This window comes from Amycolatopsis samaneae, from assembly GCF_039541975.1.
GTDB classification, from domain to species: Bacteria; Actinomycetota; Actinomycetes; order Mycobacteriales; family Pseudonocardiaceae; genus Amycolatopsis; species Amycolatopsis samaneae.
Window position 1 is genome coordinate 301,327 of the sequence record NZ_BAABHG010000010.1, and the last position, 19,323, is coordinate 320,649.

Here is a 19,323-nt window from a genome sequence, read left to right on the forward strand (position 1 = left end):
CATACCTGGAGCAGTGCCCGGGGGACGGGCGGAGCGACGGACGTGGGACGGGTGGTCGGCTTGAGCGGTGTGATCGCGCCAGGGGAACGTGCCGGGAGCGGGGGTGCCCGCGGCCCGGCAGGGCGGACGGCGACGGTCGACGTCGTCATCCCGGTGTACAACGAGGAAAGGTCGTTGCCAGGGTGCGTCCGGGTGCTGCACGAGTATCTCAGCGAGCAGTTCCCGTTCGAGTGGACGATCACCGTGGTGGACAACGCCAGCACGGACGCGACCCACCAGGTCGCCACCGAACTGGCCGAGGCCACCGAGGGCGTGCGGGTGCTGCGTCTGGACCGCAAGGGCCGGGGCCTGGCGCTGCGCACGGCGTGGGGCTGGAGCGACGCCGACATCGTCGTCTACATGGACGTCGATCTGTCCACCGGGCTCGACGCGCTGCTGCCGCTGGTGGCGCCGCTGAGCAACGGGCACTCCGACGTGGCGATCGGGTCGCGGCTGGCGGCCGGGTCCCGCACCGTGCGCGGGCCCAAGCGGGAGCTGATTTCCCGGTGCTACAACTGGCTGATCCGGATGTCGCACGGGGCCGGGTTCACCGACGCGCAGTGCGGGTTCAAGGCCGCGCGGACCGACGTCGTCCGGCCGCTGCTGGCCCATCTCGAAGACGATTCCTGGTTCTTCGACACCGAACTCCTCCTGCTCGCCGAGCACAACGGCCTGCGGGTGCACGAGGTCCCGGTCGACTGGGTGGAGGACACCGACACCCGCGTGCACGTGGCGAGCACCGCGCTGGACGACCTCCGCGGGCTGGTCCGGGTGGCGCGGAACAAGGCGAGCGGCGCGGCGAAGGTGACCGAACTGCCGCGACGGCCCGAGCCCGCGCCGATCCACCCGGACGCCGTGCTCGCCCGGCGGGAAACCGGGCTGCTGTGGCAGGTCCTGTCGTTCGCGGTGATCGGGGTGCTCTCGACCGCGGCGAACCTCGCGCTCTACGCGTTGTTCCGCACCGTGTGGCCGTTGCTGCTGGCCAACTTCGCGGCACTGACCATCACGACCTTGTTCAACACCGAGGCGAACCGGCGGCTCACCTTCCTCGGCGCGCGCGGCTCGACCGGCCGTGTGCACTTCCAGGGCCTGCTCGTTTTCGCGCTCTACTACGCGTTCACCTCGGGCGCGTTGCTCACCCTGCACGCGCTCGTCGCGCGTCCCTCGACCGCGCTGGAACTCGGCGTGCTGCTGGTTTCCTCGGCCATCGGCACCGCCGGCCGGTTCGTGCTGCTGCGCGGCTGGGTCTTCAAGCACACCGGAAGGAAGGCGTCCGCATGACGACCGCAGCCCACCCCGCCGAGGCCACCGCGCCGCCCGGCGAACCGACGACCACCCCCGCGCGACGGCGCTGGCAGCCGTACGCGCTGGCGGCGATCGTGGTGGTGTCTCTGCTGCTCTACGGCTGGGGAATCGGCTCGGAGGGCTGGGGGAACACGTTCTACTCGGCCGCGGTGAAGTCGATGGGCCAGAACCTGACGAACTTCCTCTTCGGCGCCTACGACCCGGCCGGCGTGGTCACCGTGGACAAGCCGCCGATGGCGTTGTGGCCACAGGTGTTCTCGACCTGGATCTTCGGGTTCCACGGCTGGTCACTGCTGCTGCCACAGGTGATCGAGGGCGCCGCGGCGGTGTTCCTGCTGCACCGGGTGGTCCGCCGCTGGGCAGGCGAGAACGTCGCGCTGCTGGCCGCGCTGATCCTCGCGCTCACCCCGATCACGGTCGCGATCAACCGCGACAACAACCCGGACACGCTGCTCGTCCTGCTGTGCGTGGCCGCGGCGTACGCGGTCACGCGGGCGGTCGAACCGGGCGTTCCCGCCAAGAGCGCGACGAAGTGGTTGCTGCAGGCCGCTTTCTGGTGCGGCTGCGGCTTCGTCACCAAGATGCTGGCCGGGTGGATGATCGTGCCCGCGCTCGCACTCGCGTACCTGTTCGGCCGGGACACCACCTGGCGGCGCAAAGCACTCGACCTGCTGGCCGCGGCGGGCGTGCTGCTGGTCAGTTCGCTGTGGTGGGTCGCGCTGACCGCCTGGTGGCCCGGCGAAAAGCCATACATCGGCGGCAGTACCGACGGTTCGGCGTGGGATCTGATCATCGGCTACAACGGCCTCGGGCGGATCTTCGGCCAGGGGAACGGCCCGAAGGGCGGCATGGGCGGGCCGCCGCCCGGCGCCGTGGTCGGTGGCCCCGGCGGACCGGGCGGGCCCGGCGGGGCGGGCCACGAGGTGACCATGGGTGCCGGTTTCGGTGGTGACGCGGGACTTTCCCGGCTGTTCGGCGCCGAGGTCGGCGGGCAGATCAGCTGGCTGATCCCGGCCGCGCTGCTGGTGCTGGCCGTGGTCGCGGTGGCCGGGGTCCTGCGGTGGCGCCGCAAGGACCCCGCCGATCACTTCGGGCGCGCGGGCTGGTGGCTGTGGGGTTCGTGGCTGGTGATCATCGGCCTCGTGTTCAGCTACCAGGAAGGCATCTTCCACTCCTACTACACGACGCAGCTCGCGCCCGCGATCGCCGCTCTCCTCGCCGCCGGGGCCGCGCTGGGCTGGCGGTACTACCGCGCGCCCACGGGCACCGCCTGGCTGCTGCTCCCGCTCGGGATCGCGCTGACCACGGTCTGGGCGTGGGTGGTGATCTCCCGCGACACCTCGTGGCACGGCTGGCTGCGCTACGCCGTCGCGGCCGCCGGGGTCCTCGCGGTGGCCGGGCTGATTCTCGCCCGGCTGGTGAAGACCGGCATCGGGGGACGGGCCGCCGCGGTGCTCGGCGTGGTCACGGTGCTGCTGACGCCCGGTGTGTGGTCGGTGGCCAAGGCGGTCAGCCCCACCGGCGGCGGAATGGGCGGCGGCACGATGCCCACCGCGGGCCCGAACACCGGGATGCCGGGCGGCATCCACATCGTGGGTGGCGGGCCGGGCATGCCGAGCACGCAGGAGCTGGAGCAGATGATGACCACCGGCAGGACACCGGGCGGGCGACGGATCGGCGGCGCCGAGCTTTCCGGGGAACAGCGCGGCATCCTCGACTACGTCACCGCGCACAGCGGCGACGCGAAGATCAAGCTCGCGGTCGAAGGCGGGTCGATGGGCTCGGCAGGCTACCTCATCAACAGCGACGCCACGATCATCGGCATGGGCGGGTTCATGGGCAGCGACGACGCGCCCAGTGTCGACAAGTTGACATCGTGGCAGCGTGACGGGCAGCTCGGCTTCGTGCTCAGCCGCGCCAAGGAGGACGCGAACAAGCAGGGGCAGGGTCGTCGCGGCGGGTTCGGGATGTCCGAAGCGTCGACCGCGCGGGTCGCCTGGGTCCAGCAGCACTGCACGGTGGTGCCGCCCAGCGCCTACGGCGGCACCACCGAGCAGACCTCCGAGCCGCGGACGATGCTCCCCGGCGGCGAGTCGGACACGCTCTACGACTGCCGGGGCCGGTGAGTGTCACTCGAACGGGTGAGTCGCCGGGAAGGGTGCCGTGGTTCACGCGGACTTCCCGGCGGCTCGCCCATCCTGGACCGATGACCGAGGCCACCGCGCAGCCCGCCACCGTGCTGGTGGTCGACGACGAGCCGAACATCCTCGAACTGCTCTCCGCCGCGCTGCGGCTGAGCGGTTTCGAGGTGCATTCGGCCGACACCGGCACCGAGGCGCTGGCCATCGCCGCCCGCGCCGCCCCGGACATCGTGGTGCTGGACGTCATGCTGCCGGACTACGACGGGTTCACCGTGGCGACCATGCTCCGGTCCGCCGGGAACCAGGTGCCGGTGTTGTTCCTGACCGCGCGCGACGCCGTGGAGGACCGGATCGCCGGGCTGGTCGCGGGCGGCGACGACTACGTCAGCAAGCCGTTCAGCCTGGACGAGGTCGTGCTGCGGCTGCGGGCGATCCTGCGCCGTACCAGGAGCGGCGAGGGCGCCGAGGAACCCGCCGGGCGGCTGCGGTACGCGGACCTGGAGCTGGACGAGGACGCGCACGAGGTGCACCGGGGCGGGCGGCCGGTGAGGTTGTCGCCCACGGAGTTCAATCTGCTGCGTTACCTGCTGCTCAACGCCGAAAAGGTGGTGAGCAAGGGCCAGATCCTCGATCGAGTGTGGGATGCGGAGTTCGACCGGGACAGCCGGATCGTCGAGTCCTACATCAGTTATCTGCGGCGCAAGATCGACGCGCGGGACCCGCCGCTGATCCACACCATCCGCGGTGTCGGCTACACCCTGCGGCTCGCGCCGGGCCGGGCGGACGACCGGCCGGAGCCGTGACCCGCCGTCGTCGCTGGACGCTGCGGACGCGCCTGCTGCTGGCGTTGCTCGCGCTGACCGCGATCGGGCTCGCCGCGTTCGGGACGCTGACCGTGACGCTGCTCGACCGCGCCCAGCTCGAACGGATCGACAGCCAGCTGGCGGCGATGGCCGACAACCTCGCCTCGCCGGACCGGCCGCCGCCACGTCCGCCGGTGGAACTGAACGCCGCGGACCGGCTGCCCACGGACTTCCGGGTCTTCTTCTTCCAGACCGCGGGCGAGCTGACCGACCAGGTCGGGGTGACCAGCGGGATGAGTTCCGTGCCCGAGCTGCCGCCGATGGACACGGCGTCGGTGCGGCAGCGGGCGGGCGCCGCGGTGACCGTGCCCGACCGCGACGGCAGCGGGGAATGGCGCCTGCGCACCGTGGTCCAGGCACCCACCCCGGCCCAGCCGAGGGGCGGGACGGCGGCCGTCGCGCTGTCGCTGGACACGGTGAACGCCACCACCGGAAGGCTGCGCACCATCGAGCTGGCCGCGGGGTCGGTGCTGCTGGTGATCATCGGTCTCACCGCGACCTGGCTGGTCCGGCTGGGACTGCGACCGCTGACCAGGATCGAACACACCGCGAAGGCCATCGCGGACGGCGAGCTGGATCGCCGGGTGACCGAGGACGATCGTGACACCGAGGTCGGCAGGCTCGGCGCGGCGTTCAACGTCATGCTCACGCGGATCTCCTCGGCGATGAAGCAGCGTGAACAGTCCGAGGACCGGCTACGGCGTTTCGTCGGCGACGCCTCGCACGAGCTGCGTACGCCGCTGACGTCGATCCGCGGCTTCGCCGAGCTGTACCGCAAGGGCGGCGCGGAAACCGAGGCCGACGTCGCCCGCCTGATGCGCCGGATCGAGAGCGAAGCGACCCGGATGGGCCTGCTCGTCGACGATCTCCTGCTGCTCGCCAAGCTCGACGAGGAACGCGCGCTGGACTTCGCCGAGGTCGACCTGGCGGTGCTCGCCGAGGACGTCGTGCTGGACGCGCGGGCGCGTGCTCCCGAACGCGAGATCTCCTTGCACCGCCCGGAAAAGCCGGTGCGGGTGCTCGGCGACGAGCACCGCCTGCGGCAGGTCGTGACGAACCTGGTCGGCAACGCGCTGGTGCACACCCCGGCCACCGCCGCGATCCACGTGTCCGTCGGCACCGGGCTCGCGCGCCGCCGGTCCCGCGAGCCCGCCGCCGAAGCCGGGGGACAGCCGCCGAAGCCCTCGTCGGTCCGGGCCGTGTTCGAGGTACGCGACGAGGGGCCGGGAATCCCGCTCGCCGACGCGGCCCGGGTGTTCGACCGCTTCTATCGGGTGGACCGGGCCCGTTCCCGCGGCGGCACGGGGCTGGGCCTGGCGATCACCGCGGCGATCCTCGAGGCACACAACGGACGGATCCAGCTCTGCACCGCACCGGGCGAGGGGACGACGTTCCGCGTGATGCTCGCGCCGGCGTGATCGACTGCGTACGGTCGGGTGGATGCGCTTTCTCTTCTCCGCCGGTTCCGGCCACAGTCACATCGCGCCCCTGCTGCCGCTGGCCACGACGGCGCGGGACGCGGGGCACGACGTCGTGTTCGTGACCGGGTCCGCCGCCGCGCGCTTCCCGGAGGCCGCGGGGCTGGGCACGGTCGCGATCGACGGCGCCCCCACCGAGGCGTCCGCCCGGTACGCGCGGGAACATCCGCTCGACCGGATGCGGACCCTGTCGCGCGACGAGGCGCTGTCGGAGATGATCGCGTACTACCTGGTCGGTGTCGGGGCGGGCACGCGGCTGGCCGAGATGCGCGCGTTCGTGCGCGACTGGAAGCCGGACCTCGTGGTCAGCACCCTCGCCGAACGCGCGTCGGTGCTCGCCGCGAACCTCGCCGGGGTGCCCTACGTCATGCACGCCATCGGCCCGCCGAAGACGGCCGAGGTGATGGCCGCGGCCTGGGAGGTGGCGCACGAACTCGTGCGGCCGTACGGCGTCGAGCGGCTGCCGCCCCGGGAAACCGTGCCCTATCTCGACATCTGGCCGGACGAACTGTGCCGGGACGGTGCCGGGTGGGAGTTCCCGGCCCGGTGGCCGCTGCGCCCGGAGAACGTTCTCCCCACCGGGGCGCCGCGACCGCCGGTGCTGGACGGGCTGCCGTACGAGCGCACCGTCTACGTCACGGCGGGCACCTCGCACAACACCAAGCCCGGCGTGCTGGAGGCGATGCTCGACGGGCTGCGGGACGCCGAGGTCAACGTCGTCGCCACGATCGGCCGCGACGGGGACCGCGCCCGGTTCGGGGACCAGCCGGACCACGTCCGGATCGAGCACTTCGTGCCCCAGGACCAGCTTCTGTCCTTTGTGGACGTCGTGGTGTGTCACGCCGGTGCCGGGACGATACTCGGCGCGCTCGCGCACGGGGTGCCGCTGGTGGTCTCGCCGCTGGGCACCGACCAGTTCGACATGGCGGATCAGGTCGTCGGCGCGGGCGCCGGCCTGCTCGCGGGGTCGGGCACGCCGTCGGCGGACGCGGTGCGCGCGGCGGTCCGCGAGATTCTCGGGACCCCGTCGTTCCGGGAACGGGCGTCGGCGATTGCCGGGAAAATCACCACGATGCCCGCGCCTGCGGACATTCTCGACCGGTTGAAGGCCTACGTGGCAAACGATTCCTGACGATTTCGGATTGGCGGATTCCCGACTGCTTTCTGGTCACGGCCGGGCGGGTGCGCCACCATGGCTGCGACCGGACAACCACGTGGTGTGACCGTGGGAGGACAGCTGTGAAGCTACGCCGGATTTTCCTTGCCATCGCCTGTGTAGTGGCCACCGGGCTTGCCGTTCCCGTCCCCGCCGGAGCGGCGCCGCAGGCGGTCCGGACCATTGCCGGAAACCTCGCGGTCCCCTGGGGGCTGGCGTTCCTGCCCGACGGGACGGCGCTGACCACCGAACGCACCACCGGCCGGGTGCTTTCGATCAAGGGTGGGGTGGCGACCGAGGTCGCGAGGATCCCCGGCGTGCGGCCCAGCGGGGAGGGCGGTCTGCTCGGCATCGCGGTGTCGCCGGACTACGCCACCGACGGCTGGCTGTTCGTCTACTACACGGCGGCGTCGGACAACCGGATCGCGCGCTTCAAGCTCGGCGGCGCCGCGCCGCAGCCGATTCTGACCGGGATCGCCAAGAACTCCTTCCACGACGGCGGCGGGCTCGCGTTCGGCCCGGACCGGATGCTCTACGCCACCACGGGTGACGCGGGCAACCGCCCCAGCGCGCAGGACCTGAACTCGCTGAACGGCAAGATCCTGCGGCTCAGGCCGGACGGGACCGCCGCGCCGGGGAATCCCTTCAACTCGCGGGTGTACAGCTACGGGCACCGCAACGTGCAGGGTGTGACCTGGTCGCCGGAGGGCCGCATGTACGCCTCGGAGTTCGGCGACCAGACCTGGGACGAGCTGAACCGGATCGAGGCCGGCGGGAACTACGGCTGGCCGAGCTGCGAGGGGAAGTGCGGCGACCCGTCCTATGTGGACCCGCTGCTGGTCTGGCCGACCCGGCAGGCGTCCCCGAGCGGAATCGCCGTCCACAAGGGATACGTCTACCTCGCCGCGCTCGCCGGACGGCGGCTGTGGCGGGCGCAGCTCACCGGTGACGGCGGTGTCGGGCAGCCGCAGTCGCTCTACCAGGGCACCTACGGACGGCTGCGTGCCGCGGCCGTGGCCCCGGACGGCACCCTGTGGTTCAGCACCAGCAACCGGGACGGCCGTGGCTCGCCCGGCCCCTCCGACGACCGGATCCTGAGCACCGACGGCACCTGAGTCGTTCACCCGCTCGCTTCGGTGCGCGGCTTCTTGACCAGCGCGAGCACGGACCCCACGGTCCGGCGCGGGGTCCCGGCCAGGTCACGGTCGGGGTCGATGAGGCGACGTCCGGCGAGCCAGACGAGCGCGCCGAGCGCGAAACCGTACGCGGCGACCAGGCCGTGCCCGTTGTCCTGGACGAACCAGAGGGCCAGTCCGAGCACCGGCGCGGCGAGCGCGAGCAGCTTCTCTTTGGCGACGCGGCTGCGGAGCAGGAGCGCGGCGGCCAGCGTCGCGCCGAGGAAGTACGTCGCGCCGGAACTGCCCGCGAAGTTGCGGGGATCGGTGCCGCGCTCGGCCACGCCGAGCAGCGCGTCGACGACCTGCGGCAGGAAGATCTCCCCGGCGAACAGCAGCAGCATCAGCGGGCCACCCCAGAACCACTCGGCCAGCGCGGCGATCACGGCGAGGGTGATCAGGTTGTAGACCGTCCCGACCGGGCCGCCGTTCTGCATGAACACCGAGGTGACCACGCGCCACCAGCCCGGCCTGGCCGGGTCCGCGTCGAAGGTGTCGATGGCCCCGCTCCAGCACAGCTGCGTGACGACCCCGGCGACGGCCACGGCGGTGAGCCCGGCGGCGAACCAGGGGAGGCGGCGCCGGGTGATCGTGTCGACACCGACGAGCGTCCGCCCGCTCAGGAACAGCAGCAGCATCAGCGCCGCCGTCGTCAGGTTGTAGAGCACCGCGCCCATCTGTCCACCCTCGTTTCAAACACTGTTTGAATCCGTCGGCGCTGACGCTAGCAGGTGCGCCGGGTGGAATCAAACAGTGTTTGAATCCTGCGCTAAGCTGGTGCGGTGAAGCTCACCAGGGACCGGATCATCGACGCGGGCATGGCCACCTTCGCCGAGGTCGGCTACCAGGCGCTGTCCATGCGGCAGGTGGCCGAACGGCTCGACGTGCACGCCGGGAGCCTCTACTACCACGTGCGGAACAAGAACGCGCTGCTCCAGCTGATGGCCGATCGGGTGGCCCGGCGGGCCTACGACGCCGGGACCGCCGCGCTCGACCGGCTGCCAGGGGACGCGGACTGGCGGGCACGGATCGAAGCGCAGATGACGACGTTGCGCGAGAGCATCAAACGTCACCCCGGCGGGGCGACCCTGCTCGCCGAAAGCCCGAAGGTGCTCAGCGTCGGAGCACTGTCGCTGATGGAACGGCTCCTGCGCACCCTCGCCGACGCCGGGATGCCCGAGCAGCAGCGGATCATCGGCGCCGACACGCTGCTCAGTCATGTCACGGGATTCGTGTTGCAGGAGCAGAGTGAGCCGGACGCCCCGGCCGTCGACGCCGGGGAACTCGCCGATCTCGGCGCGCGTTTTCCGCTGACGGTGGCGGGTGCGGCGCGCTATGATCAAGAAGACAAGTTCATGCGCAGCGTCCGCCTGCTCTGCGCGGGAATCGCGAATCTTTCCGCCGAGAATTCGGGGCAGTGTACCCGCGAATAGAATGTGCCGCCCATCTCGCCCGGTCGGGGGTATTTCCCTCGTCCGGTTGGGTGTTCGCCATTGATCCGAACAAGAATCTCACGCATGCGTGCAAGGCGGTTTGCTTCGATCTCTGCCAGTGTTGCCGCCGCGGTGTGCGCGGTGGCCATTGTGGTCACTCCGGGCGCGGTCGCCGCGCCTCTGCCGGGCGGGCTGGGCCCGTGCGTCGGCAGTGACTGCCCCAATCCGTATCCCCCGGTCAACAACGGCGCGGTCGCCGGCCACGACAACGGCATCAACGTTTTCGTCGGTGGCGACATGCAGGTGCGTGAGGGGGCGGCGGAGGCCGAAGGCCGGGTCGTGATTCTCGGCGGTTTCGACATGGCGAAGCGCGCCGGCGCGTCCGCCATCTACAACGTCGGCGAGGCCGGTGTCGGCTCGCGGGTGCCGCCGCCGGACGGCGGCGACTACCTGACCTCCGGCGGGAACGTGAGCATCGCCCCCGGGCAGCGGCTGCTCGCCGAGGGCGGCGTCGTCCGCCACGGGGGAACGCTGACCGGGACGGTCGACGGCAAGACGGTGGCGGACCCGGACGCGGCCAAGCCCTACCTGAACCTGCGCACCGAACTGCAGGTGGCGAGCCAGTGCTACGCGCGTCCGGACGCCGGGCAGCGGCCCGCCACCGGCACGGCGGTCAACCAGGGCTACCAGACCCTGTTCACCGGCGACGGCAAGTCCGCGCTCCAGGTGTTCAATGTGGACTTCGACATCGCCGGGGCAGGCGGCGGGATGCAGGGCATCGCGTTCGAGGGCATTCCGGACGGGGCCACCGTGCTGGTCAACATGACCGGCGGCGCACGCGTGATCAACACCTACACCGGTGACCCCGGCGATGCCGACCCGATCAACAAGCTGCGGCAGCGGCTGCTGTGGAACTTCCCGGACGCGAGCAGTGTGAAGATCGCCGGTGGCGCGCAGTTCCAGGGCAGTGTGCTGGTCGGCAACCCGGGCAGCCTCGCGACGATCAGCGTGCCCGGCATGAACGGCCGGTTCTTCACCACCGGTTCGCTGCTGCACACCTCGGCCGGCGGCGGTGGCGGCCAGGAGTTCCACAACTACCCGTTCACCGGTGACCTGCCCGACTGCGCGGGCGCGCCGGGGACCACGACCCCGACCACGCCCACGACGTCGACGACCAGCACGACGCCGACCACTTCGACCACGTCGACGACGCCGACCACCTCGACGACCTCGACCACTCCGACGACGAGCACCACCAGCACGTCGTCGACGAGCACCACGCCGACGACGAGCACGACGTCGACGACGCCGACCACCAGCACCACCTCGACGAGCCCGACGACGAGCACGACCTCGACCACGTCGACCACTCCGACGACGAGCACCACGTCGACGAGCCCGACGACCAGTACCACGCCGACGACCTCGACCACCGGCACGTCCAGCACGACGCCGACCTCGGGCACGACGTCCGGCACCACCTCCAGCAGCACGTCGAGCACCGCGCCGACCAGCTCGACGACGAGCGGGACCACGACGTCCGGCACGAGCAGCACGTCCAGCACCGCGCCCGCGCCCGGGCTGACCACCGGCACGACCCCGGGACCGGGTGTGGGGCCGGGGACCGGGACCGGTGGTGGTCCCTCCGGTGACCAGCCGCTGGCGTCGACCGGTACCGACCTGCGCGGCGCGCTGATCGGCGGTCTTCTCCTGCTGACCCTCGGCGGTGCGCTGGTGGCGGTGACGATCCGCCGCGGGCGCCGCGAATCCTGACCGGGGAGTCCGATCGGGCCACCTTCCGGCGGTACGCCGGGAGGTGGCCCGTTTCTTGGGCGCGCTGAGGTCAGTTTTCCCGTCCTGCCAACGGAACCGAGCCGGTTGACTTCGGGGTGAGACCTCGAAGGGAGCCCCGATGCGGGAGTACTGGCCGCAGATCCGGTTGTGGCTTTTCGGCCTCGGCTCTCTCCTCCTGCTGGTGCTCGGCATCGTGTCGCTGGCGTCGCCGGGCGGAGTGACCTGCGGCGGCGAGACGATGCGTCCCGGCGATCGGTGCGTGTCCTCCGGTCAGTCGCGCGGCATGACCGAGCAGGCGTCGGAGAACACCGGGCGCGACTGGATCTTCGTCGTGGCCGGTGGCCTGGGCACCCTCGGTTTCGGCGCCTACGGCGTGCTGGCGCTCAGGCGCCGGGTCTGACCGCTCAGCGCGCCAGCCGCCCGGCCAGCCACGCGAGCGAGAGCGGGTAGCGGTACTCGATGGCCGCGTGCCCGGCGTCGAAGAGTTCGAAATGGACCCGATCGTCCGGCAGGCCCGCCTTCGCGATCTCGGCGCGGAACGCTTCGGCGCCGAGATCGAGGTAGTACTCGTCGCGGGTGCCCGCGTCGATCCACACCGCCCGCAGCGACCGGATCGCCTCGGTGTACCGCGGCACCATCCGCACCGGGTCCCAGTCGAGCCAGCGCTGCCACGACTCGGGACGTGGCGCCCCGGTCCGCGGGTCGAACGGCAGCTCGGGAGTGCCGTCCTCGCGGGCGGAAAAGCACGCCGCGACACCGAACAGGTTCAGCAGCAGGGGATCCTCGGGGCGGGTGAACGCCGTCCGCGACTCGAAGTCCGCCCACCAGCGGGTGACGTCGTGGTCGTGGTCGCGCAGGGCACGCGCGGCGTCGCCGAAGTCGGTCAGGTAACACAGCTCGTACAGGCTGTCGCCGGCGTGGGTGGCCAGCGCGCCGAAGAGGTCCGGCCGCAGCATCGGGGTGATCATCGCGCCGAAACCGCCGGAGGACTTGCCGGTGATCGCCCGGGACTCCCGGTCTGGAATCGTGCGGTAGTGCGTGTCCACCCACGGCACGACCTCGTCGCACAGGTACGAGTGGTACCGGCCGGTGCCGGGGGAGTCGACGAACTGCGAGCCGCCGTAGCGGGTCCACGCGTCGACGTAGACCACGACGCAGCCGGGCGCCGCGCCCTCGGCGAAGACCGCGTCGGCGGTTTCGGGGAACGGGCGGCGGAACGGGGTGCGGTTCGCCCACATCGTCACGTGCCCGGTGTAGCCCTGGATGACGTACACCGTGGGGTAACGGACGCCGGGATCCTCGTCGTAGCCGGGCGGGACGTACACCCACAGCGGGCGCCGGTGCGGATCGCCGAGCGGGTTGTCGCGCAGCAGCGCGGAGTCGAGGACGTGCCGGTCGAGACGGCCGGCGAGTTCGGCTTCCCAGGGCAACATACGGCCAGTCAAGCACGGATGCGTCGCTCGGCGCGGGCGATGGACACCGCGAGGCCCAGCCCCGCCAGGGTGAGGACCGCGCCCGCCACCGGCAGCGCCCGCGGTCCCGGCCCGGTGAGCAGTGCGCCGCCGAGCCAGCCCGCGAACGCCGCGGCGAGCTGGAAGCCGGACGCGTTCACCGCCACGGCCAGGGTGGGCGCGGCGGCCGCGGTGCTCAGCACCCTGGTCTGCATGCCGGGGATGAGCGCGAAGGCCAGCGCGCCGAGCGCGAAGGTCAGGATCGCCGCGGGCGCCGGTGTCCCGCCGAGGAGCCGGAACGCCACGAGCACGACGGCCAGCGCGGCGAGTAGCCAGACCAGCGAGGACAGCGGCGCGCGGTCGGCGAGCCTGCCGCCGAGGAAGTTCCCGAGCACCGCGCCCGCGCCGTAAACCAGCAGCAGCACCGGAATCGCGTCGGCGGAGAACCCGCCGACGTCGGTGAGCAGCGGGGTGAGGTAGGTGAAGACCGTGACGACGCCCAGGTTGCCGACCGCGGTGAGCAGGATCGCGAGCCGGACGTCGCGGCCGGCGAACACCCGGAGTTCCGCGAGCACCGGATCGGTCGCGGCGGCGGGCCGGGCGGGCACGAACCGCAGCACGAGCGCCAGCGCGGCGACGGTGACCGCGGCGACCACCGCGAAGGTGGCGCGCCAGCCGAGGTGGTGACCGGCGAACGTGCCGATCGGGGTGCCGAGGATGATGCCGAGGTTCATGCCCAGCGCGACCTGCGCCACCGTGGCGCCCTGTTTCCCTTCGGGCGCCATGGACACCGAGATGGCGATGGCGACCGCGAAGAAGGTGGCCACCACCAGGCCCGCCGCGAACCGCGTCGCCAGGAGGACGACGTAGCCCGGCGCCAGCGCGGACGCCACGTTCCCGAGCACGGACACCGCGACCAGGCCGGCGACGAGCGGTTTCCGGGGCAGTCGCGCGGTCAGCACGGTGACCACCGGGCCGCCGACGATCATGCCCGCGGCGTAGGCCGAGGTCAGCAGGCCCGCCGAGGAGAGCGGCACGCCGAGACCCTCGGCCACGTCCGGCAGGATCCCGGCGGGGACGAACTCACCGGTCGTGAGGCCGAAGACCACGAGCATGAGCGCGAAAACGGGCAGTGGCATCGGGGACCCCCATCACCGAGAATGGTTACAGCTTGAATGATTCGAGCTAGAACTATCACAGTTCGAACCATTGTGGCTAGACTCGGGGCCATGGCGGACCGGCCGGTGGAGATCCAGCTCGATCGCGACGTGTGCAAGCTGGTGCACCGGTTCGCGCGGACCCTCGACACGCACGTGCGCCGGGTCGCCGACGAACTCGGTCTCACCCCGGCGCAGGCGGTCGCGCTGCGCGAGCTGTCCGAGCCGATCACCGCGCGCGAGCTGGCCGTCCGGATGTCCTGCGAGGCCTCGAACGCGACATTCGTGCTCGACCGGCTCGAAGAGCAGGGGCTCGTCGAACGTCGTCCCCATCCGAGGGACCGGCGGGCCAAGCAGATCGTGCTCACCGCCACCGGCGAACGCGGCAGGGCCGCCGTGGTCGACCGGCTGAGCGCGCGATCGCCGCTGACCTCGCTCGACGCCCGGCAGCAGGAAACGCTGCGGAGCCTGCTCGGGGTGCTCGTCGAGGACGGGAACGGCCAGCCGGACGCGCGGAAGACGTCGTCGTGACGCGTGCCCGGCCGCGACCACGACCGGGGCCGGACGCCTGAGCCGTCACCAAGTCGTGTGTTTGGCGAGGCGATCGCGCGACGTACGATTTCGCGGGTGAGCAGACCCGCCGCGGACCACCGCCTGACCGACCTCGCGCGGTTGCGCCGCGTCCGCGACCGGATCGACCGGGAGTACGCCCAGCCGCTCGACGTCGAGGCGCTCGCCAGGGACGCGCACATGTCCGCCGGGCACCTCAGTCGCGAGTTCCGGCGAGCCTACGGAGAGTCACCGTACTCCTATCTGATGACGCGCCGCATCGAGCGCGCGATGGCACTGCTGCGCCGGGGCGACCTGAGCGTCACCGAGGTCTGCTTCGAGGTCGGCTGCTCGTCGCTGGGCACCTTCAGCACCCGGTTCACCGAGCTGGTCGGCATGCCGCCCAGCGCCTACCGGCGGGAGGCGGCGGGCGCGACGGAGGGCATCCCGCCGTGTGTCGCGAAGCAGGTCACCCGACCGATCAGGAATCGAGAAGCGCCGTCCCCGAGCCGCACGTAGCGTGACCGCCATGGACATCACCATTCACGCGAGCTTCCTCCCGCACGACGACCCGGAGGCCTCTCTGGCGTTCTACCGCGACACCCTCGGCTTCGAGGTGCGCAACAACGTCAAGTACGGCGGGATGCAGTGGATCACGATCGGCCCGCCCGGGCAGCCCGACACCTCGATCGTCCTGCAGCCGCCCGCCGCCTTCCCCGGGCTCACCGACGAGGAGCGCCGCGTCGTCTCCGAGATGATGGCGAAGGGCACCTACGCCGCGGTCAACCTGGCCACCAAGGATCTCGACGGCCTTTTCGAACGCCTGCAGGCGAGCGACGCCGAGGTCGTCCAGGAGCCGACCGACCAGCCGTACGGGATCCGCGACTGCGCCTTCCGCGACCCCGCGGGCAACCTGATCCGCATCCAGCAGCTGACCTGAGCCTCCTCCGGCGTCGGCCGGGTGGCTGGCGCCGGCCCGGGGGCACCGGGCACCGAGAACACCCCGCGGACCGTTGCCGCGGCCCAAGCGACAGAGAGAGACAGCACGAGCATGGCCACGAGGAAGAACACACCAGCGCCGTCCCCCGCGTCGCACGCCGCCGACACCCACGACCTGATCCGGGTGCACGGCGCGCGCGTGAACAACCTCAAGGACGTCAGCATCGAGCTGCCGAAGCGGCGGCTGACGGTGTTCACCGGTGTTTCCGGCTCGGGCAAGAGCTCGCTCGTGTTCAGCACGATCGCGGCGGAGTCGCAGCGGCTGATCAACGAGACCTACAGCGCCTTCGTGCAGGGTTTCATGCCGACGCTGGCCCGCCCCGACGTCGACGTCCTGGACGGGCTGACCACCGCGATCATCGTCGACCAGCAGCGGATGGGCGCCGATCCGCGGTCGACGGTCGGTACCGCCACCGACGCCAACGCGATGCTGCGGATCCTGTTCAGCAGGCTCGGGAAACCACACATCGGCTCGCCGCAGGCGTTCTCCTTCAACGTCGCCTCGATCAGTGGCGCGGGCGCGGTCACCGTGAAGCGCGCCGGGCAGACGGTGAAGGAGCGGCGCAGCTTCAGCGTCACCGGCGGCATGTGCCCGCGCTGCGAGGGCCGTGGCTCGGTCAACGACATCGACCTGACCGCGCTGTACGACGAGGACAAGTCGCTCAACGAGGGCGCGCTGCTCATCCCCGGCTACAGCATGGACGGCTGGTACGGCCGCATCTTCCGCGGCAGCGGCTTCTTCGACCCGGACAAGCCGATCAAGAAGTACACCAAGAAGCAGCTGTTCGACCTGGTCCACAAGGAGCCGACCAAGATCAAGGTCGAGGGCATCAACCTGACCTACGAGGGACTGATCCCGAAGATCCAGAAGTCGATGCTGTCCAAGGACGTCGACTCCCTGCAACCGCACATCCGCGCCTTCGTGGAGCGGGCGGTCACCTTCACCGTCTGTCCCGAGTGCGAGGGCACTCGGCTTTCGGAGCTGGCCCGCTCGTCGAAGATCGGGAAGATCAGCATCGCCGACGCGTGCGCCATGCAGATCAGCGACCTCGCTGATTGGGTGAGCGGGCTGAAGGAACCGTCGGTGGCGCCGCTGCTGGCGAGCCTGCGGCACACGCTCGACTCGTTCGTCGAGATCGGGCTCGGCTACCTCAGTCTCGATCGCCCGGCGGGCACCCTTTCCGGCGGCGAGGCGCAGCGCACCAAGATGATCCGGCACCTCGGCTCGTCGCTCACCGACGTCACCTACGTCTTCGACGAGCCGACCATCGGGCTGCACCCGCACGACATCCAGCGCATGAACGACCTGCTGCGGCAGTTGCGGGACAAGGGAAACACCGTGCTGGTCGTCGAGCACAAGCCGGAGGCGATCGCGATCGCCGACCACGTGGTGGACCTTGGCCCCCGAGCGGGCACCGCGGGCGGCGAAGTGGTCTTCGAGGGCACTGTCGACGGGCTCCGGGCCTCGGGCACGCTCACCGGCAAGCACCTGGACGACCGCGCCGCGCTGAAGCCGTCGGTGCGTACGCCGTCGGGCAAGCTCGAAGTGCGCGGCGCGGACACCCACAATCTCCAGGACGTCGACGTCGACATCCCGCTCGGAGTGCTGGTGGTCGTCACCGGTGTGGCGGGCTCCGGCAAGAGCTCGCTGATCCACGGCTCGGTGTCGGGCCGCGACGGAGTTGTGGCCGTCGACCAGACCCCGATCCGCGGCTCACGGCGCAGCAACCCGGCGACCTACACCGGGCTGCTCGACCCGATCCGCAAGGCGTTCGCCAAGGCCAACAACGTGAAGCCGGCGTTGTTCAGCGCGAACTCCGAGGGCGCCTGCCCGAACTGCAACGGCGCCGGTGTCGTCTACACCGACCTGGGGATGATGGCCGGGGTCTCCACGACCTGCGAAGTGTGCGAAGGGAAGCGATTCGACGCGTCGGTGCTGGAGTACCGGTTCGGGGGCCGTGACATCAGCGAGGTGCTCGGGATGTCGGTGGCCGAGGCCGAGCGGTTCTTCGGCGACGGCGAGGCGAAAACCCCGGCGGCGCACCGGATCCTGACGCACCTGGCCGACGTCGGGCTCGGCTACCTCCGGCTCGGCCAGCCGCTCACCACCCTGTCCGGCGGCGAGCGGCAGCGGCTCAAGCTGGCCACCCACATGGGCGAAAAGGGCGGTGTCTACGTCCTCGACGAGCCGACCACCGGGCTGCACCTCGCCGACGTCGAACAGCTGCTCGGCCTGCTCGACCGGCTGGTCGAGGCGGGCAAGTCGGTGCTCGTGATCGAGCACCACCAGGCGGTCATGGCGCACGCCGACTGGATCATCGACCTCGGTCCCGGCGCGGGTCACGACGGCGGCCGGGTCGTCTTCGAGGGCACCCCCGCCGAGCTCGTCGCCGCCCGGAACACCCTCACCGGCGAGCACCTCGCGGACTACGTCGGCGCCTGATCGTGGTCCTGGGGTTCCTGGGTGGGGCGCACCCGGGAACCCCGCGGCCTGGTTACCGCCCGCCGGCTACGTCAGCGTGGGGCGTGAGGGGCGAAACCTCGTCACACTCCTGGGCAGTACCGGCCACAAAGGACTTTCATGCGCTACACGCTTCTCGGCCGTTCCGGCGTTCGCGTTTCCGAATTCGCGCTCGGCACTATGACCTTCGGCGAGGACTGGGGATGGGGCGCCGCGCCGGAGACCAGCACCCGGATGCTGGAGATTTTCGCGGACGCGGGCGGAAACTTCATCGACACCGCGAACGCTTACACCGGCGGCGTTTCCGAGTCGATCATCGGCCGGGCCCTGCGGGGCCGTCGCGACCGGTTCGTGCTCGCGACGAAGTACACCCTGCAGACCACGCCGGGCGACCCGAACACGGCGGGCAACCACCGCAAGAACCTGGTCACCTCGCTCGAGGCGAGCCTGCGCCGCCTGGACACCGACTACGTCGATGTCCTCTGGGTGCACGCCCGCGACACGCTCACCCCGCTGCCGGAGCTGATGCGGGCGCTGGACGACCAGGTCCGGGCGGGCAAGGTGCTGCACGTCGGCGTCTCGGACTGGCCCGCGTGGGAGATCGCGCAGGCGAACACGCTCGCCGAGCTGCGTGGCTGGTCGCCGTTCGTCGGCGTCCAGCTGCGCTACAACCTGCTGGCCCGCTCGGTCGAGTCCGAGCTGACCCCCATGGCGCGGGCCCACGATCTCGCGATCGTCGCGTGGGGCCCGCTCGCCGAGGGACGGCTGACCGGAAAGTACCTCGACGGCGCGGAAGGCAGGCTGACCCGCGGCGGCTGGGACTTCAGCGGGGAACGTGGCGATCACCTGGTGCGTGAGGTCGTCGCGGTGGCCGAGGCCGGTGGCTGGACTCCTGCGCAGGTCGCGTTCGCCTGGCTGCGCGCCCGGCCCGGCACCGTCATCCCGCTGCTCGGCGCCACCAGTGAGCGACAGCTGACCGCGAACCTCGGTGCCGCCGACGTCATCCTCGACGACGACGTCCTGCGGCGGCTCGACGAGGTCAGCGCCCCCGAGCTCGGCTTTCCCCACGACGTCATGGCGGGAGAGGACATGATCGGCCTCGTCTACGGCGACCAGTGGCGGCAGGTCACCGACCGTCGGCGCGCCTCCCGTCGCCCGGTCAACGACAACGACCGCTACGCCTGACGGCGTACCGGCGCCTCGTGCTGGCCTGCGACGACGGGCGCGCCGACAGGCTGGGGAGGCCGGCGCCGCTCCGCGAACCGTCGCGCGCCGAGGGACGAACTCGCCCGGGGCTGATCGCGTGGTCGCCTGCCCGCCCG

At 71.3% G+C, this 19,323-nt stretch carries 17 protein-coding genes; 14 read left to right on the top strand and 3 right to left on the bottom strand.

The window, feature by feature from the left end; genetic code table 11:
- Positions 1 to 69 precede the first annotated feature (69 nt).
- The 6 genes from ABD987_RS27260 to ABD987_RS27285 all read left to right on the top strand — a co-directional run bounded on the left by ABD987_RS27260 (position 70) and on the right by ABD987_RS27285 (position 8,097).
- Positions 70 to 1,320, top strand: coding sequence for a bifunctional glycosyltransferase family 2/GtrA family protein (locus tag ABD987_RS27260; protein WP_345399980.1), 1,251 nt, complete (start codon positions 70 to 72; stop codon positions 1,318 to 1,320).
- Positions 1,317 to 3,470 (top strand): ArnT family glycosyltransferase, encoded by a 2,154-nt coding sequence (locus ABD987_RS27265; RefSeq protein WP_345399674.1) that lies wholly within the window; start codon positions 1,317 to 1,319, stop codon positions 3,468 to 3,470. Before ABD987_RS27260 ends, ABD987_RS27265 begins: the two co-directional genes overlap by 4 nt.
- A gap of 80 nt (positions 3,471 to 3,550) precedes the next feature.
- A complete protein-coding gene (locus tag ABD987_RS27270; protein WP_345399677.1) occupies positions 3,551 to 4,288 on the top strand; it encodes a response regulator transcription factor in 738 nt (245 codons plus the stop codon).
- Positions 4,285 to 5,766, top strand: a complete 1,482-nt coding sequence (locus ABD987_RS27275) for a sensor histidine kinase (RefSeq protein WP_345399680.1) — start codon at positions 4,285 to 4,287, stop codon at positions 5,764 to 5,766. The genes ABD987_RS27270 and ABD987_RS27275 overlap by 4 nt, the downstream gene beginning before the upstream one ends.
- Positions 5,767 to 5,788: 22 nt before the next feature.
- Positions 5,789 to 6,958, top strand: coding sequence for a glycosyltransferase (locus ABD987_RS27280; RefSeq protein WP_345399683.1), 1,170 nt, complete (start codon positions 5,789 to 5,791; stop codon positions 6,956 to 6,958).
- 146 nt (positions 6,959 to 7,104) lie between these two features.
- Positions 7,105 to 8,097 (top strand): PQQ-dependent sugar dehydrogenase, encoded by a 993-nt coding sequence (locus tag ABD987_RS27285; protein WP_345399686.1) that lies wholly within the window; start codon positions 7,105 to 7,107, stop codon positions 8,095 to 8,097.
- 5 nt (positions 8,098 to 8,102) lie between these two features.
- Here the strand turns inward: ABD987_RS27285 and ABD987_RS27290 are convergent, their stop codons facing one another.
- On the bottom strand, positions 8,103 to 8,834 hold the full coding sequence (locus ABD987_RS27290; RefSeq protein WP_345399689.1) for a hypothetical protein: 732 nt from the start codon (positions 8,832 to 8,834) through the stop codon (positions 8,103 to 8,105).
- Positions 8,835 to 8,939: 105 nt separating this feature from the next.
- On the opposite strand from ABD987_RS27290, the gene ABD987_RS27295 reads away from it, so the two are divergent.
- The 3 genes from ABD987_RS27295 (at position 8,940) to ABD987_RS27305 (ending at position 11,784) form a co-directional block, all read left to right on the top strand.
- Positions 8,940 to 9,590, top strand: coding sequence for a TetR/AcrR family transcriptional regulator (locus tag ABD987_RS27295; protein WP_345399692.1), 651 nt, complete (start codon positions 8,940 to 8,942; stop codon positions 9,588 to 9,590).
- A 141-nt stretch (positions 9,591 to 9,731) separates the two neighbouring features.
- On the top strand, positions 9,732 to 11,363 hold the full coding sequence (locus ABD987_RS27300) for a choice-of-anchor A family protein (RefSeq protein WP_345399695.1): 1,632 nt from the start codon (positions 9,732 to 9,734) through the stop codon (positions 11,361 to 11,363).
- Positions 11,364 to 11,502: 139 nt separating this feature from the next.
- Complete coding sequence (locus ABD987_RS27305; protein ID WP_345399698.1) at positions 11,503 to 11,784, top strand: hypothetical protein; 282 nt, start codon at positions 11,503 to 11,505, stop codon at positions 11,782 to 11,784.
- Positions 11,785 to 11,788: 4 nt separating this feature from the next.
- Here the strand turns inward: ABD987_RS27305 and ABD987_RS27310 are convergent, their stop codons facing one another.
- Together ABD987_RS27310 and ABD987_RS27315 are read right to left on the bottom strand one after the other, a co-directional pair.
- Positions 11,789 to 12,817, bottom strand: coding sequence for an alpha/beta hydrolase (locus tag ABD987_RS27310; protein ID WP_345399701.1), 1,029 nt, complete (start codon positions 12,815 to 12,817; stop codon positions 11,789 to 11,791).
- An 8-nt stretch (positions 12,818 to 12,825) separates the two neighbouring features.
- Positions 12,826 to 13,974 (bottom strand): MFS transporter, encoded by a 1,149-nt coding sequence (locus ABD987_RS27315; RefSeq protein ID WP_345399704.1) that lies wholly within the window; start codon positions 13,972 to 13,974, stop codon positions 12,826 to 12,828.
- Between the two features lie 90 nt (positions 13,975 to 14,064).
- Between ABD987_RS27315 and ABD987_RS27320 the strand changes: the two genes are divergently transcribed.
- From ABD987_RS27320 to ABD987_RS27340, 5 genes are all read left to right on the top strand, one after another.
- Positions 14,065 to 14,523, top strand: coding sequence for a MarR family winged helix-turn-helix transcriptional regulator (locus tag ABD987_RS27320; protein ID WP_345399707.1), 459 nt, complete (start codon positions 14,065 to 14,067; stop codon positions 14,521 to 14,523).
- Positions 14,524 to 14,619: 96 nt separating this feature from the next.
- Positions 14,620 to 15,060, top strand: a complete 441-nt coding sequence (locus tag ABD987_RS27325; protein WP_345399710.1) for a helix-turn-helix transcriptional regulator — start codon at positions 14,620 to 14,622, stop codon at positions 15,058 to 15,060.
- Between the two features lie 10 nt (positions 15,061 to 15,070).
- On the top strand, positions 15,071 to 15,481 hold the full coding sequence (locus ABD987_RS27330; protein ID WP_345399713.1) for a VOC family protein: 411 nt from the start codon (positions 15,071 to 15,073) through the stop codon (positions 15,479 to 15,481).
- A 111-nt stretch (positions 15,482 to 15,592) separates the two neighbouring features.
- The gene (locus ABD987_RS27335) at positions 15,593 to 17,983 is read left to right on the top strand and encodes an ATP-binding cassette domain-containing protein (protein WP_345399716.1); all 2,391 of its coding nucleotides are present in this window, start codon (positions 15,593 to 15,595) and stop codon (positions 17,981 to 17,983) included.
- A gap of 138 nt (positions 17,984 to 18,121) precedes the next feature.
- On the top strand, positions 18,122 to 19,186 hold the full coding sequence (locus ABD987_RS27340) for an aldo/keto reductase (RefSeq protein ID WP_345399719.1): 1,065 nt from the start codon (positions 18,122 to 18,124) through the stop codon (positions 19,184 to 19,186).
- Positions 19,187 to 19,323 lie beyond the last annotated feature (137 nt).

Bases quoted from the DNA above. Each gene is read 5' to 3' on its own strand.
- ABD987_RS27305 (WP_345399698.1), top strand. From the start codon at position 11,503: ATGCGGGAGTACTGGCCGCAGATCCGGTTGTGGCTTTTCGGCCTCGGC.
- ABD987_RS27290 (WP_345399689.1), bottom strand. From the start codon at position 8,834: ATGGGCGCGGTGCTCTACAACCTGACGACGGCGGCGCTGATGCTGCTG.
- ABD987_RS27320 (WP_345399707.1), top strand. From the start codon at position 14,065: ATGGCGGACCGGCCGGTGGAGATCCAGCTCGATCGCGACGTGTGCAAG.
- ABD987_RS27310 (WP_345399701.1), bottom strand. From the start codon at position 12,817: ATGTTGCCCTGGGAAGCCGAACTCGCCGGCCGTCTCGACCGGCACGTC.
- ABD987_RS27270 (WP_345399677.1), top strand. From the start codon at position 3,551: ATGACCGAGGCCACCGCGCAGCCCGCCACCGTGCTGGTGGTCGACGAC.
- ABD987_RS27340 (WP_345399719.1), top strand. From the start codon at position 18,122: ATGCGCTACACGCTTCTCGGCCGTTCCGGCGTTCGCGTTTCCGAATTC.
- ABD987_RS27265 (WP_345399674.1), top strand. From the start codon at position 1,317: ATGACGACCGCAGCCCACCCCGCCGAGGCCACCGCGCCGCCCGGCGAA.
- ABD987_RS27280 (WP_345399683.1), top strand. From the start codon at position 5,789: ATGCGCTTTCTCTTCTCCGCCGGTTCCGGCCACAGTCACATCGCGCCC.
- ABD987_RS27335 (WP_345399716.1), top strand. From the start codon at position 15,593: ATGGCCACGAGGAAGAACACACCAGCGCCGTCCCCCGCGTCGCACGCC.
- ABD987_RS27315 (WP_345399704.1), bottom strand. From the start codon at position 13,974: ATGCCACTGCCCGTTTTCGCGCTCATGCTCGTGGTCTTCGGCCTCACG.
- ABD987_RS27330 (WP_345399713.1), top strand. From the start codon at position 15,071: ATGGACATCACCATTCACGCGAGCTTCCTCCCGCACGACGACCCGGAG.